The 13,752-nt window shown below is 56.8% G+C and carries 12 protein-coding genes; 3 read left to right on the top strand and 9 right to left on the bottom strand.

Annotation, left to right across the window (positions count from 1 at the left end; translation table 11 throughout):
* Nucleotides 1–414 precede the first annotated feature (414 nt).
* From C7449_RS20790 to C7449_RS21880, 8 genes are all read right to left on the bottom strand, one after another.
* A complete protein-coding gene (locus C7449_RS20790; protein WP_108004827.1) occupies nucleotides 415–2,967 on the bottom strand; it encodes a hypothetical protein in 2,553 nt (850 codons plus the stop codon).
* Nucleotides 2,954–5,317, bottom strand: coding sequence for a hypothetical protein (locus C7449_RS20785; protein ID WP_146165122.1), 2,364 nt, complete (start codon nucleotides 5,315–5,317; stop codon nucleotides 2,954–2,956). Before C7449_RS20785 ends, C7449_RS20790 begins: the two co-directional genes overlap by 14 nt.
* Before the next feature lie 522 nt (nucleotides 5,318–5,839).
* Nucleotides 5,840–6,556: a hypothetical protein gene (locus C7449_RS21655; RefSeq protein ID WP_146165121.1), complete on the bottom strand. Its 717-nt coding sequence runs from the start codon at nucleotides 6,554–6,556 to the stop codon at nucleotides 5,840–5,842.
* Between the two features lie 54 nt (nucleotides 6,557–6,610).
* Nucleotides 6,611–6,892: a hypothetical protein gene (locus C7449_RS21650; protein ID WP_146165120.1), complete on the bottom strand. Its 282-nt coding sequence runs from the start codon at nucleotides 6,890–6,892 to the stop codon at nucleotides 6,611–6,613.
* A 250-nt stretch (nucleotides 6,893–7,142) separates the two neighbouring features.
* Nucleotides 7,143–9,074, bottom strand: coding sequence for a KAP family P-loop NTPase fold protein (locus C7449_RS20770; protein ID WP_170115978.1), 1,932 nt, complete (start codon nucleotides 9,072–9,074; stop codon nucleotides 7,143–7,145).
* Nucleotides 9,075–9,108: 34 nt separating this feature from the next.
* A complete protein-coding gene (locus C7449_RS20765) occupies nucleotides 9,109–9,288 on the bottom strand; it encodes a hypothetical protein (protein ID WP_108004822.1) in 180 nt (59 codons plus the stop codon).
* 214 nt (nucleotides 9,289–9,502) lie between these two features.
* Nucleotides 9,503–10,201: a hypothetical protein gene (locus C7449_RS20760; RefSeq protein ID WP_146165119.1), complete on the bottom strand. Its 699-nt coding sequence runs from the start codon at nucleotides 10,199–10,201 to the stop codon at nucleotides 9,503–9,505.
* A complete protein-coding gene (locus C7449_RS21880; protein ID WP_170115977.1) occupies nucleotides 10,198–10,341 on the bottom strand; it encodes a hypothetical protein in 144 nt (47 codons plus the stop codon). The genes C7449_RS20760 and C7449_RS21880 overlap by 4 nt, the downstream gene beginning before the upstream one ends.
* Nucleotides 10,342–10,640: 299 nt before the next feature.
* Here C7449_RS21880 and C7449_RS20755 point away from each other — a divergent pair, with 299 nt between their 5' ends.
* Nucleotides 10,641–11,093, top strand: coding sequence for a hypothetical protein (locus C7449_RS20755; protein WP_108004820.1), 453 nt, complete (start codon nucleotides 10,641–10,643; stop codon nucleotides 11,091–11,093).
* Between the two features lie 387 nt (nucleotides 11,094–11,480).
* Complete coding sequence (locus tag C7449_RS20750) at nucleotides 11,481–12,257, top strand: hypothetical protein (protein WP_108004819.1); 777 nt, start codon at nucleotides 11,481–11,483, stop codon at nucleotides 12,255–12,257.
* Between the two features lie 2 nt (nucleotides 12,258–12,259).
* On the opposite strand, the gene C7449_RS20745 is transcribed toward C7449_RS20750, so the two are convergent.
* On the bottom strand, nucleotides 12,260–13,129 hold the full coding sequence (locus C7449_RS20745) for a hypothetical protein (protein WP_108004818.1): 870 nt from the start codon (nucleotides 13,127–13,129) through the stop codon (nucleotides 12,260–12,262).
* A gap of 373 nt (nucleotides 13,130–13,502) precedes the next feature.
* On the opposite strand from C7449_RS20745, the gene C7449_RS22495 reads away from it, so the two are divergent.
* Entirely contained in the window at nucleotides 13,503–13,727 is a 225-nt protein-coding gene (locus C7449_RS22495; protein WP_108004817.1) for an SOS response-associated peptidase family protein, read from the top strand.
* Nucleotides 13,728–13,752: the final 25 nt, after the last annotated feature.

Raw genomic sequence — 13,752 nt, 5'->3', positions numbered from 1 at the left:
CAACGGCCATTCAAATAGCCAGATCGATGACCTGCTGCCATGGGCCTACGCCGCAAAGCCCGAACTCAAAGCCGTGGCCTGAAAACACCGCTTACCCTGGGGCGATATCGGTTCCTGCCTAAACTCCGGTGGCCCCGCCTAACGAGCAAATCGGCCGCGGCTCGGGGCCGCGACGGTAGAAACCGGTCACCAAAGTACCAATAAAGGTATGGGGCTGAGTGCTTGCGCGGACTTCGCCGTCGTAATGGAGGTCGAGGATGGTGCTATTGTCGACATCGAGGCCGAGGCTGGCGCCAGCAATGGCGTGGTCCCATCGCACCTTAGGTCGCGATGATGATGGATTGGAGCGGCCACTCCGATTAGGCTGAGGCTGGCGTCCGGCGCGGTCCTCGTCCTCTTGCCAATGCCTCGATTCTACCGCAGCGCCTCGGGCAATCTGTACAGGAGGCGGCGGGCATCCGGCCAGCCGACTTCCACAAACAGCTCCAGTATATCGACGAGCTTCAACCGTCGCTGCTGCTCTTCGAAAATCACCCGGTGGTCAGCGATCATACCACCAACGAGCTTCACGAAACGCGCGGCGCCGAGCGACTCCATCTGGAAGGAATGTGCCCTTCCACCGCCAGTGACAGCGTGAGCCACGATGTCAAAGACCAGAGCCGGATTCGACGGCGCCAGAAACTCCATCAACTGCAGAAGGTAGTAGATCGTCTTGGGTGTCCCTGCGTCCCCTACGCGCATGAACATCCTGGCATTATCAGAGACGAACGCCTGCCTGCTCTGTGCCGACAAAAGCGTTCTCGGCTCCCCGCCCTCACGGATTTCTGTCGGTCCCACGGCAAACAAAAACTGAGATGCCATCTTGTCGAGCAGCATCGCGTCGCTCGAGGCGTTCTCGTCCATATCAGGGGTGCGTGTCGCCGGTTCCGCCGCGATATAGGTCCCCAGCCCCGTGGCCGTCCTGTCGATGATTTCGTAAGCAAGCGCAAGACAGCGCTTCGATGCCGATATCTGCCCAGGATCCTCGCTTTCGTAAGCGAGCGTGAGACCCCACCTAATCGAGAACGCACCGCCACCTAGCGCACCCTTGTATGCATCGCGGCTCGCGAGCCAGTGATCGAGAACCTCGCGCGCTTCCTGTTGTCCGTGACGGGTCCAGAGTCTGAACACGATCGATCCGAACTGGTCGAGAACCTCGCTTCGCGCCGGTTCAGCAAACCCGTCAACACGAGCAACCAAACCGAGAACGAGCGTTTGCGCGCCATCCAGATCGGCGCCCATTACGCGGCTTCCAAAGCTACCGACATTGATGAGAACGTGCGTGTTAACCTCGTTGCTGGCAAAATAGTCTGCCAGCTTCCAGGCCAGATCTCGATTGCTATCCCAGAGGTAATGAAGTCGTGACGCAACGGCATTGCGCACGAACACCCCCTCGTCACGCGCGAAACCGGAAATCATATCGGCAAAGCGGGTTGCGACCGCGCTGTCGACACGCGCGAGGTTCAAAACGAGCCCCGCGAGACTTTCACGGGTAACTTCGCTGGCACCACCCTCGCCATCGCTCTTAATCGGAAACTGCGCGACTAGGGCCTCGAGCGCAGCCGTTTGACCGGAGTTCAGCGCTTTTACCGCTGCAAATTCGTGGGTGGCAGACTCGAGCGCCCGTGCCGCAGTCTCCCAGCCATAGCTGCGCACCAGATCATCCACAACGGGTGGGCTACCAACGAGCTGGGCTACCAGAAGGGCGACGACATCGATGCTGGCAGCGGCCGACTGACCCGCAACACTCTTTGTATCCACCATGCGGATAGCGTCGAGCACAGGCACATTTTGGAGAGCCTTTGTATCAACGCCGGCGCTCCGAAGATGATGAAACTCGGGCGCCTCAATGTCGTACGCCTCGACTTCCTCATAGAGCCGTTCATTGGGCTCCGCCTGCTGCTCCAACTCAGCCGCCTCAACGATACGTCGCGCATCAGGCGTCGCAAGCTTTGCCAGGCCGATCGCGCCAAACACCCGCCGCTTGAACTGCAGCTCGCGTTTTTCAGGAATATCCGCCGTGGGATACGCCTGGCCCATCACGGCGTCCTCGAACGTCGCCTTCTCCGGTTCGGATCGATCCGCATAACCCGCAGCTATTAGATCGATGGCGTCCTTCAGAGTGTCCGTCGATCTCAGGAAGGGCATCTGGGAAGCCCACGGCCATAAGGCTTTCGCCACCTCGCCACCGCGCCTAGCCCCGATCATGAAAAGCCGCGCCCATAGCCACGCGACATCGCTCGAGGAAATCACGATGGCGATCACCTCAAGCGCATCCGGCTCATCAAGCGCGAGCACGCCATCGACGAAGGCATCGATAATCTCGCGCGCGTCGTCGGAATATTTCGCTCGGTGTGAGGCTGCCCAAATGTAGCTGAGGTCGTTGATCAGGCCAGCTTCGACATCTCCCACCTTGATACTCTGTCGATCGCTCGGTTCGCGCAGCGTGTGTGACGTATCGCGATACGCCTGTGCGACCGCGATCGCCGCCCGCGTAGCTACCTTCGGATTTCGCTTGAAAAAATCTGGGTACGCCTCCTTGAGCGACCACTGCGCCATCTTGAAGTCCTGACGGCTGTTGCTAGTCAGCGGCAGGATCTGACTATTGCCCAATCGGGTTGGGCGCCCTTCATCGATCACATGCCGAAAAATCGCCTCATAGATCGACACCGCGAATTCCGGATCGAACTTGCTGATCCGACCCACTTCCTGCGCAAGCCAATGCATGTCGTCCGCAGCGTGGTCCGCCATGCGCGATGGTTCAAGAAGTCGGGCTATTGCCTGCTTCGACGCTGATGAATCGGTGCCGAATGTCCGACCGACGAAGCCGATGGCCAGCGGCATCATCCCCCCGCCCCGCGCGTCGTCGAACGCAAAGCCCATGAGCGCGCGTGCCGCTACACCGATCTGCGCTTCAGTTCTTTGCATCGCGGTCCCTCCGATCGAGCAGTGTTGCAACGAGGGTCCGCAGCGGCCACGCGACACTGCTAACGTACGGGGCGAGGCCCTCAGCAAGATACGCCCATGGTTCGAGTGCTACCTCGTCTACTTCGTCCTCAAGCCTGATCGTCATCGCGCCGACGACCTGTTTCACGCATTCGAAAGCGGTATCGGCGCCATGGGCGCGCAGCATCGAAAGCAACCCCTCCATGTCACCTTCGACAGTGGGTAACTCGGCGGCAACGCGGGCCGTGGCGATACGCGCCACCGGATCAACCGACGGGCCACCGGCAAGGCCACACACGCCTTGCCAGAATGCCGACCGTGTCGCGTCAGAGCTATCCCACAGATGCTGAAGCGCAAACGAAAGAGCCGGCGCCAGCAACAAACCCGACCCTGACCCTTTAAGTCGGTCTTTAAGCGATGTCTGATCCTCAAGATCGATCAGCACTCGCCCAGCGACGTAATCGAACAGGATATGGTGACGAAACGCGACATCGCGTCCGCTATTGGTCGAGACCAGCACCCCTTGCTGCTGCATGCGATCCAGTGCCTGCGCGGTGCCAGCGCCAGCATCGACGCTGCGCGCCTGCATCCGATTCCGGTCGATCATGACGGATACGGTCTGCCTCAGACACTGAACCGCTTCGTTACCGAACGGACTGATCCGACGGTTCCAGTAGAGGTCCATAAGCTGGGCCTGAGAACGGAGATCCCCAAACTGTTCCGCTGGCGTGCCGTCCGAAAGAAGTTCCACCAGAAGCTGCGTGTTGAATGGGACATGCGCAAGGTCGGCCAGCTTCGCCCCACCAAGCTCAAGCGCAGTCGCCAAGGAAGGGATCTTCGCCAACAGTTGAGCCAACTCATCATCGGTCCATTCACCCACCCTAACGTGGCGAACCGACGAGAAACGCTGGTCGACGAAATTTGGGTCGGGCGGGACGTCGCGGAACAACGCCTTGAACTCGTTCCCTACCAGCAGATCGAAGGTCCGGATCGACGCGACGACCCGCCAACGTCCGCCCTCTAGCTTCATCACCTCGCGCATGATGTTGCGGATGAGAGTTTCGCTCTTAGCGAAGCGGCTCGCGTCGAGTGCATCCAGAAAAAGATACGCCGGGCCCGCCCCCGGCCAGTTGGCTAGCACCGTCACGAGCGGATGGAGCAGGCCAAGATGACCCGAGAGCCCCTCTTGAGTCCCAACATCGAGCTGATCGACCGCGAGTAGAACGACCTCGTTTCCCGCCGCCTGCATCTGTCGTGCGGCGTCGTTGATGATCGCGCTCTTGCCCACACCCGGATCACCGATCAGGACCAGCGAGCCAATTGTTGCCGCGCTCACGACAGCCGAACTCGCTTCTCGCTTGATTGTCAGATTTTCGCTGCCTGAGCGCGTCTTTTCGAATTCTGCCAGCCTCGATGCAACCTCGAGCGTCCGCTGCCTCATGGTCTGAATGTCGCGCTCGAACTGTGGCGGCGCTTTAACGGCCACGCCGCTGCTGGCAAGAAGCGCCCTAACGCCTTTGATAGACGCTCCATCGCGTGCGCTCATGCGCCGCGCGCACTCGGTCTCTAACAAAGCAAATGCCGCAGGCGCGGCTGAGGGTTGGACCAGCACGTTGCTGAGCCATGCAGTGGCTGCAGTCCTATGTGGCCCACCGAAATCGTACGTAAAAACGAAGACAAACGGCAGCACGTCCTCGACGTGGATGCCCGCGGCACGATCACCACGCTTCGCGATGACATCCTGAACAAGCTTACGGAAGCGATCGAGGATCGCTTTTTCCGGATCCGTCAGCGTGAGAAGCGCACCCGATCGATTCTTATCGAGCGCGGATGCAAGGTCATACTTGATCGTGCCCGACGTTTGCGGCCCGACGGCTATCAGAAGCGCGTCACTCCCGGCCTGAAGCGAACGGTCCCAGCCATGCTGCCCGCTGCCTTTGGTCGCCAGCTCCCAAAGTCGAATGAACTCGTCGCACGTTTTGCCAAGCTCGCTGTCCGTCGATTCCGAGCTCGAAAGCGAGTTCTTCCCCTGCACAAAAACCCAACCGCCACTACTGAGTTCCACCAGAACATCATCGACCGGAGCTTCGGTTTCGAACCGCAGCGCGACGGGTACCGCCTGACCGAGACCCAGCCTGGGGTCGATCGGCGTTTCCGCAAGTCCTGATACCGCAAAGGATGCCCCAACTGATGCTTGAAAGGTAACGCCAGACGCGGTCGCGTTGCCGCCACCGGTTGCAAAGGTCCTCGGTGGCTTGTTTTCTTTGGTATCGGCCATGAGTCGATAAATAAAGGCTTTCCCGCGCGCAGTCACGCTTCTTCGTTCGGCCACTGCGAACGTCCGAGGGACGCTACTTCACCGTGCTGAACGAACACTGTCTTCTGAACTGCCGAGATCGGGAAGTCGTTGATCGCGATAATTATTTTGCTTTTCTTAAGAAGGTGTATACAGTCAGCCCCTGGTTGCCTAGTTGACATTTTCATTAGTCAGGATGACCGAGAATGTCTTACGGGGATAGGCGTCCGATTTGGGCATTTACGGGCTCGGCCTTTTATCTACGGTGTGTCCGCTTCTGAGCAGGCCTAACCAATAGCGGACCGTCCGCTGCCTGCCCCAATTGAGACGCTCGGGTAACGCCGACTATCCTCTCCTGACGTTTCCCGGCGTTTGAAATCAATGGGCGTTAACGGGACCTCTCCACTTAATTGAGACAGGAAGCCGGCAACATGCCGCAAGTTTCCTATTCCTCGCTCTTGAAGGGATACGAACCGAAGACCCGTAGACCGATTGACACCAAGGCCCTGATTATATGTGATAATGTCCTTTATCACATATCGGTTCAGCAGGTTTGGGCTAGGTAACATCGGAGGCATAGTTGTCTCCAGGGTAGAGGAAATTATCCTTCTTCCAAGAGTCGAGCCCTTGTATGTGAATAAGCTGCTCGACTTTCGATAGGCGTCTTTTCTTGCCGCTTGTGTTCAGCTCTGGCTGAAAGTGATAGATCAACTGCATTTCCAAGTCGGCGAGCAGGTTTTCGGCCGCGGCGAGCGGCTGGATCATTTCAAGCGGCACGTATTCAGTCGCTTTGTCCATGAAGGTCACGCAACCCAAATAGAGACGTTTTTCGGCGGAGCTGAATTTGGGATGATGCAATTTCGATATTGCGGTATGTCCGCCAGAAAACCGCTTGGACCTCGACGAAGTTTTTCCAATGTAGACAATAGTCTCCGGACCTTCGTCAATTTTGGTGGTTACGAAATAGAGCGGATAGGACTGCAATGGGAGGGGCCCGCACCGACCGAGAATCATTTCTTGTTCTTCGCGATCAATGGGAAGCGATTTATCAGCCCGAATGACCTCGCAGGCCTTCGTGACGTATTCCCTCACCTCGTGCCAACTGCTTTGAAGGCTTTGTGCCTTTACCGTATGCGCGACATGTAATGGAACCCAATCATCAAGAATGACGCCGCAACCGACATCACTATTGAGGTCAATACTCGATATGTTGCGAAACGGCGGTTCCGGAGCTTTTCGTTCGATCCACGGGCTAAGCGCTGAAAATAACTTCAAGATACATTACCGTAATGCGTTGCGTCATGAGATGGACGCGACATCTAAATCGGATCAACGGAACGCGATTGGGCCATCCCAGTCGGTACGAAAGAATATTGCTTGCGCGACAAAATCCATTAATGCGTGGCCTGCAACGAGAAATTTTTCGGTTCTTTCATGCGTGAATGCTGCCGGCATCAAAGCTTTGTTGCCATGCGCAATGTTGTTTCGCAGTTGAGCGAAACTTCTCGAAAATAATCGATCCCAGGAGTCGATTACGGCTTCGTCGCTATCCCATTTCAGTCTTCCATCGTCGGCCTTAACGAGAAACTGAGGCGCTGAATCTTTAAACATGCGTATGGGCGGGTTGTCGAAATCGAACTGGGAAACGGGTAGTGATTTTTACCTTTTGTGCTAGCCGCGTCCAGTTGACCCCCATGATGATCTGGCTAGAACCATGCACATGTGCGCGGCCGATATCTATGTTCATCAAAAAGAACTCGAATTTTCCCATTCGCAGCATGTAGTTCGATATCTCGTGTTCCATTACACCTTCCCCCGCTGCCAAACCGTAAGCCGGACATGATCCGGATCCCTGCGGCTTTTAATCGCCTCGTTCTTTACCCACTTTGATTGCCTGGCGGATCTCTGCTATGTCAGTCGCCATTGCCCCGCTGATCTCACCAGCTTCCAGCCGGCCTAAGCGCGCCAAAGTTTCATCCCAATCGAGAAAATACGATACGGACGCTTTGCGGAGCGGGTAATAGACACGATCGCTCATGCTCCAGCTGCGCATCTGTAAAAGGTATTTCACGAAGTTTGCATCTTCCTTCGTGTATTCCGCAACCCACTGCGTAGGGGCGTCCTCGCCCGACATATCCAGCCACCCGAATAACAGGTAGGGGAGATGGGGTGTGTTGCGTAGTTCCAAGCGGGTAGCTGGATCGGCTAACCTGCCCTCAAGAATAGGCTTGGCAGCATCAAGCTGATCACCGCTAAGCGCGTGCAGTTGATCCGGCTGCGTACGATCGCCGGCACGCCCGTGATATTGCAGTTCCTTGCGGTAGAATTCCCCAACCAGCCAGCCCAGTGACCGCGTGTCTCTCCAGAGGGTTTGGAGCGTTGCGGTCATGATGCCTGGATCAAGGTGGCGGAGGCGTTTCAGGCCCTCCCGAATGCTATCTTCGGCCTTCTGGCCAATACCGAGCATAGTGGGCCGGACGTGATCGGCCGTCATAAGCATTTCCTGCATAACGTCGCTTATGCCGAGCACCATCCCCCTGATTTGTCTGGCGGTAAGACGTTGCCACTGGCTATAATCGAACTGTTCGATAATGTACTCGAACCACCTCTTACCGAGCGGCCGTGGCTTGTGAATGTACTCGAAAAGAGTGGCCTTCAGTTCACCCAGGTCATCGCGCGCGGCCAAATCGATCAGCAAGTCGTATTCCGCGTCAGTGAGAACCGTTTTGGGGCCGGTAAGCGCAAAATAGAAGCGATAATGCTGGGGACTACCCAGACGTCTCAGCTGGAACATCGTCCGCTTTTCGTTTTCGCTCTCATTGTCGAAAACCGTGTCTTTAGGCTGATCCGCTGCACGTACGGTCGGTATGAAACGTCTCAAGCCCCAGATCGAGCGGATGGAGGTGGCATCGCTGGAAGGCAACAAATTCTTGAGTTCTGTTCCTAACGTTGTCCGTTCGTCATCCTCGATCATCGCATCGCCGGTGGCGATCACGGATCGGAGCGACAGGTATCTCTCCAACCACGCGTAAAGTGGCGGGTTGAGGATTTTAATCAGGTTGATACGGCAGATATCCGGGAAATATACCTGCTCGCTCAGATTGGCGTAAGCGAACCGGATGCCATTCAATACCAATTTCACATCGCGAGGCGTTCGAAGTGCCTGTCCTTCGCGATCGATCGCCAAGCGCAGCTCATCCTGTTCTTCCGAGGAGGGCACTTGCTTATTGACCTGTTTATAAATGCCCAACGCTTTCTCGCGGAGCGATAGCCTCAGATCGAACGGTTCAGGCAATGGGATCGCAAAGGTAAGTTGGACAACCTTCTGCAGGAATAAGTCCCCGTTCGTAACGTCGAGGCCGACCTGCAGCGCATGGGCAAGGACAGCACGATCATAGCACATGACATATGCGACTTTCGGGAAGTCCGCGACAGATCTAACAAGCCGCACGACTTCAACGGCTTGTGCCGGCTCCAAACGGTCGAGGTCGTCGACGAGTACCAAGAACTTTATATCGAGCGACTTCAGGCGTTCTGATATCGCTTTTTTCAGGTCGGCATCAGTAGGAGCTTTCCCGAATTTGTCGAGGAAGCCGGCGCCTTGGTCCAACCCCTCTCCCGCCGCGGCTGCCAAAGGGACGAACAAGCCCGCCAGCTTAACCAAAGGTGCAACGCCCCTCCCGGTCTTCGCCGCATAATTCCGCAGGACATTACCGTATTTGATGGCGGCCTTCTTGTTCCTGCTCCACCGGGAAGCGGACGCCTCATCAAGAGCGTCAAGTACATCGGCCATGGCTTCGATCAATGTGCGAACGAGGCTCGAGCCATCACCAATGCATGACGCGCCCGTAAGCATTGTCGCGTTCGACCTGCAATTCCTTGCGGCGGGCGAGGGCGCCTTGCGCGTCCGTGAGACGAGACTGAAGTCCAGCAAGCGTAGTGTTTTCTAGTGCGATACGTTGCGACAATGCCGCGTACTGGTCACGTACTAGCTTGTCGGCACCCATCAGGTTGAACGCCCTTGCTGCGATCGCAAACTTCGCCGATTGCGCTCTCGGATCCTCATTATGCGGAGGATCAAGGGCGACTTCGCCGATGAAATCACGGGCACGCTCATTGAATATGATGAGCCAGTCGACTCACTCATTGTCGGCATTCCCTCTGGCGTCCCCGCCGTTGATGATCGAAGTGTCTAGCCAAACCCGATAGGGCGTCATCACGCTAGGTGTCGCTGAGCCAGTCAAAATCGGTCGCGTCCTGGCCACGCCCACGCGTACCCATGTGCCGATAGGCTTCCAGACCGGCAAGACGGTAGGCGTTCGATACGCCCATATCGTTCGTGCGGCTGGGAATGCGCTCGATGTAGGCGAGCGACGACGATGCCAGCAAACTTGTCGCGGCTTTGATCTTTGCGGGATCGACCCCCGTGTATTCGTTGATCTTCAGAAAGCTGATATTCGCCATGTTCGTGTCACGGCCACGACGGGCGACGAAGAGAAAATAGAGTTTCAGCGCGTTGAGTTCAGTGACGCTGCGCAACCGAAACTCTGTGAGGCCGGCAATGCGCCCGTTGGCGTAAAGCCGCTTGGCCGGCAGCATGGCCCACCCGCCATCGCGGTCGTAGTTGCGCAGCTGATAGGTGCTCCGGCCATTGGACGCACGATCGATGATTTCTAGTTCGTCGAGAATATCGAGACCGTTCGACAGCTTCGACCGGCTCAAGCTCGTGGCCTTGCACAGCACATCATAGGTAATGTGCGACTCGCCTGTCTCTGCATCCGCATTATGCGCGATCGCCATCAACGCCATAAGGGCCGCGATGTTATCGCCGCCTACTTCCTTCTCCCACACAAATTTACGCAAGCCGCCTTCCTCGATCCAGGCCGATGGCAAACGCACCCACTTCTGCAGTGATTTCACTTATGCCTCCCTGTCACCGACAGCACCGCATAGATCGCGAATGCGGCCAGGCCGAATGCGCCGAGGGCAATCAGCCCAAGCAAGGTTTCAATAGAAAGACCCGAGACGGTCTTCGTCACTTCAACAATCGAGTCCTGCATCACCTGCGCTCCGTGAGTCATGGGGCGATTTCCGCGTTTATGCGAAAAAATTTAGTCGCTAGACAATTCTATCTCTAGAGACAGTTGGAGAGCAGTTGAGGCCAATTAACCGATTTATGATTTACAAATCAATGAGATATTTTTCTTTAAAGAGTTTATAAAGACCCCTGAAACAGTTCACAAACGAACGCCCGAGAACTAAACGGCCCCTTCCGCGGGATTTTCATGAACTAAATTTACCCGCTATGCTTCGTTGAAAATCGAGTTTTCAAACAGGAATTTTGCACCCGGGGGGATTAATGGCTGCAGGAAATATAACGGTCGCGACGGCTGAAATCATCAAAGAAGTTGCGAAGGCCGTCACAGTTGCGATGTTTCCGCTAGGTGCAACAATCGTAAACACCATCGAAAACAGCTCGAGGGAAGTCGATGACGCCTCCTCAAAAGGCATCGACGAACTGCGCGACGAAATATCAAAACAGAGTTTGCGCCTGGGCTTCGAGCTGCAGCAGGCTAAAATCGCGCAAGAACTGGCCATCGCCCATCGGATCACCAATGCCGAAACCGTCGAGATCGAAGAATTCTATGACACGTCGATGAGTGGCAAGGCGGGTATCGAGGCGAAGGAAACTGGTGTCATGCTCGGCATAGGTGGCGAGCGGCAGAGCGTCACCAAGCGTATATACAAATTCTCCGGTCACGCCGTCCCTGCCGTGCAGGAGCCGAAGAAAATTGACGATACCCAGGCATAGCGCGGGAAAAGTCGGGACCAAGGAGCGACATTTGCTGCCGGTCACCGCCGCATGAGGATCGAAGCGTTTAGCCTAACAGGGTAAGCCCTGACGCGGCGCCCGTGCCGAAGGCCACGATAGTTTGCAAGGTTGCATTCCAAAAGTGGTTAGTTCCGGTCATGTGCGTTGTCGTCTCTGTGGTCATAGGCGTACCCTTTCTCTCTAGATTCATGAACAGGTAGAATTGCACCCCGATGAGGGGCAGAAGAAGGAAGAGGCCAACGGCACAGAACGCCGCTGCGGGAACTGCCCCCGCACCTGTTAAGCCTGTTAGGCTAAACGCTCCTTTGCTTTACATAGGATTGCGCTAGGCTCTTTGCAATACAACCAGACCGACGGAGCGATTTTATGTTGTTCAAACCCGAACAGGGCTTCCGCGATTACATCGAGGTCGCCCAAGGCAACGTCACCGCGTCCATCGCAGAGCCCTCTCCGCTACTCGCCGGAGTCGAGCGGTTCTGCGACTTCTTCCAGAAAGACCTGCTCGCCGGCGAACAAGAACTCACCCCCACGGCCGCCTTCCTGCTCATGCACAGCTTCATGCTTTACGAAGCCAGTGTTGCCACGGCACTGACCGGTCACGCGGTCGCGATCTATCCGTTGCTCCGCACGGCACTGGAATCGGCCTGCTACGGCTATCTGATGCGATCGGATACCGCTGTCGAGGCCTTATGGCTGAACCGTCATAAGAGCGACGCCGACATGAAAGCGGCACGCAAGACGTTCACGTCGGCCGTCAAGGAAGTGGCCGCAGCCATCGACAAGAAGGAACCCAATACCGGCAAGGCGGACCTGATCAATCTGGCCTATCAGGGCGCTATCGATTGGGGTGCCCATCCCAATCCTTATTCGATCCATCACCACATGGAAGCGCCGAAGGATATCGGCACCCATGTCCAGGTCAATCTCACCGGACTCCATCCCCGTGGATCCCTCGAGTACGATCGGTCGCTACTGGCATGCCTCGATTTCGGGATGCTGCTTGGCATCGTGATCGCCCACAGCCTCTCCACGATCAGCAAGGATACAGTACGCAAGCTGCAGGAACTGAACGATATGAAAGAGGCGCTTCTGGAAAGCGAGTATCCTGATACCTACGCCGCGATGGGACCGCTTAAACGGTAGGCTCAATATTCGTTACCGACGCCCATCTCGGCCCAAAGCATACGTTCCTGTTCCTCTTCGAGGGCCTCGCGTTCCACCGCCTTTGCTTTCATGTCCAGTACGTAGAGCGGCATCTGCCAGCGGCCACGTAGATGTCTGACATGGTCGTCGTTGGCCGCGTCCGTGACCAGCTTGTCTTTGATAAGACGCTCGAGGCTGGCCACGATCAGCCGCTCACTTTCATGGTGGCTCGTGTCATCTTGAAAATCCACCTCGTTCCAGACCGCGGAGATGGCATTGATGCCCTTGATGCTGAAGGCGCCAACCGCGGACAGGGCCTCTGCGACCACTAGGGCGTTCGGTTTCGAGTCGAACAGGCGAATAGATGCGTTGGGGGCGACCCATTGAAGGGTGCCGTCATCAAGGCCTTCGATATCTGCATAGAGGCGGGTTTCCCGCTGGTAGATGAGGTCATTGGGCAGGATGTACTCGCCCATGCCACCCTCGAGATAATGGGTGGCGCGATTATTATCGATGATCTTGCGCAGTTCCTTCAGATCGACCGGATGCCATTGGCAGGCCTCCGCATAGAGAAGGCGCGAAAGATGGTCGTAGTACCAGCTCATCAGCGTCCCGATCCTGCCGGCGACGAGCTTTTTGGGACAGCGGACGATGTCCATGAGGATCAGGATCTTCGCAGCTTCCTCTTCGGCATGGCCTTTTAGCACGCTCGATTCACGAGGCATGTCCGAGATCTTCTGCGACGCGGCATAGAGGCCGCGCGCGCTTTCCAGCAGGATAGGCAGGCCTTCGGCGAGGAACGCCGTGCGTTTGTCAGCCGGCATATTGGCGAGCTTGTGTGCCTGCCGCAGTCCGATATCCGTCTTTGCCATCCGCCTGTCCCTCCGTTCCCACTAGAAATAGCAATTGGTGAGGGGAAAATCATCATCGCACCGTCGGTGTACAGGCTGTCGTGAACCGAACCCGTGACCGGTTTCGGCTGGTCAGCTTCCATCCCTGATGAGGGTCTTGCGGCCACAGACGTCGCCCGTGGGAAGGGTGGGACGCGCCCCATCACTGCCCAGCAAGCATCAATAGCTGTCTCCCGATCTTGCTGCGCTGCGCTTCGTGCAGATCGGGCGCCCCCTCTCCGCTATTGACGCTTCCTCTCCTCCCTCTCCCCGCGTTCGCCGCGCGGCAAGGGTGCAGCAGTAGTGACACGGTGACGGAAAAGCCATTGTTCCGCGACGTTTATAAGCGCCGCCGCTGCAATGGACCGATGCGTTCAGCAAAGAAGAAATCCTCTTCTGCAACATCATCGTGTCCGGTGCGAGCGCATGGATGGAACCCCATCATGAACGCATGCCGGTCATGTTTGCTCCAGCGGATTTCAACGCATGGCTCGACAGTAGCCTCTGCCCCCCGCGTCGCGGCCTGCCGCCGAATCCGCATTGCGGGAATGGCCACGCTCAACCGGAAAGGCGTAGGTGATGACGACCTGCGTATGAGCAGTTGT

Origin of the sequence: Mycoplana dimorpha (assembly GCF_003046475.1) — a bacterium.
GTDB classification, from domain to species: domain Bacteria; phylum Pseudomonadota; class Alphaproteobacteria; order Rhizobiales; family Rhizobiaceae; genus Mycoplana; species Mycoplana dimorpha.
This window is presented reverse-complemented; position numbering and strand designations above follow the sequence as displayed.

Excerpts from the sequence above, each read along its gene's own strand:
- C7449_RS20790 (WP_108004827.1), bottom strand. The coding sequence starts at position 2,967 with ATGCAAAGAACTGAAGCGCAGATCGGTGTAGCGGCACGCGCGCTCATG.
- C7449_RS21650 (WP_146165120.1), bottom strand. The coding sequence starts at position 6,892 with ATGTTTAAAGATTCAGCGCCTCAGTTTCTCGTTAAGGCCGACGATGGA.
- C7449_RS20770 (WP_170115978.1), bottom strand. The coding sequence starts at position 9,074 with ATGGCCGATGTACTTGACGCTCTTGATGAGGCGTCCGCTTCCCGGTGG.
- C7449_RS20765 (WP_108004822.1), bottom strand. The coding sequence starts at position 9,288 with ATGGGTGCCGACAAGCTAGTACGTGACCAGTACGCGGCATTGTCGCAA.
- C7449_RS21880 (WP_170115977.1), bottom strand. The coding sequence starts at position 10,341 with ATGCAGGACTCGATTGTTGAAGTGACGAAGACCGTCTCGGGTCTTTCT.
- C7449_RS20755 (WP_108004820.1), top strand. The coding sequence starts at position 10,641 with ATGGCTGCAGGAAATATAACGGTCGCGACGGCTGAAATCATCAAAGAA.
- C7449_RS20750 (WP_108004819.1), top strand. The coding sequence starts at position 11,481 with ATGTTGTTCAAACCCGAACAGGGCTTCCGCGATTACATCGAGGTCGCC.
- C7449_RS20745 (WP_108004818.1), bottom strand. The coding sequence starts at position 13,129 with ATGGCAAAGACGGATATCGGACTGCGGCAGGCACACAAGCTCGCCAAT.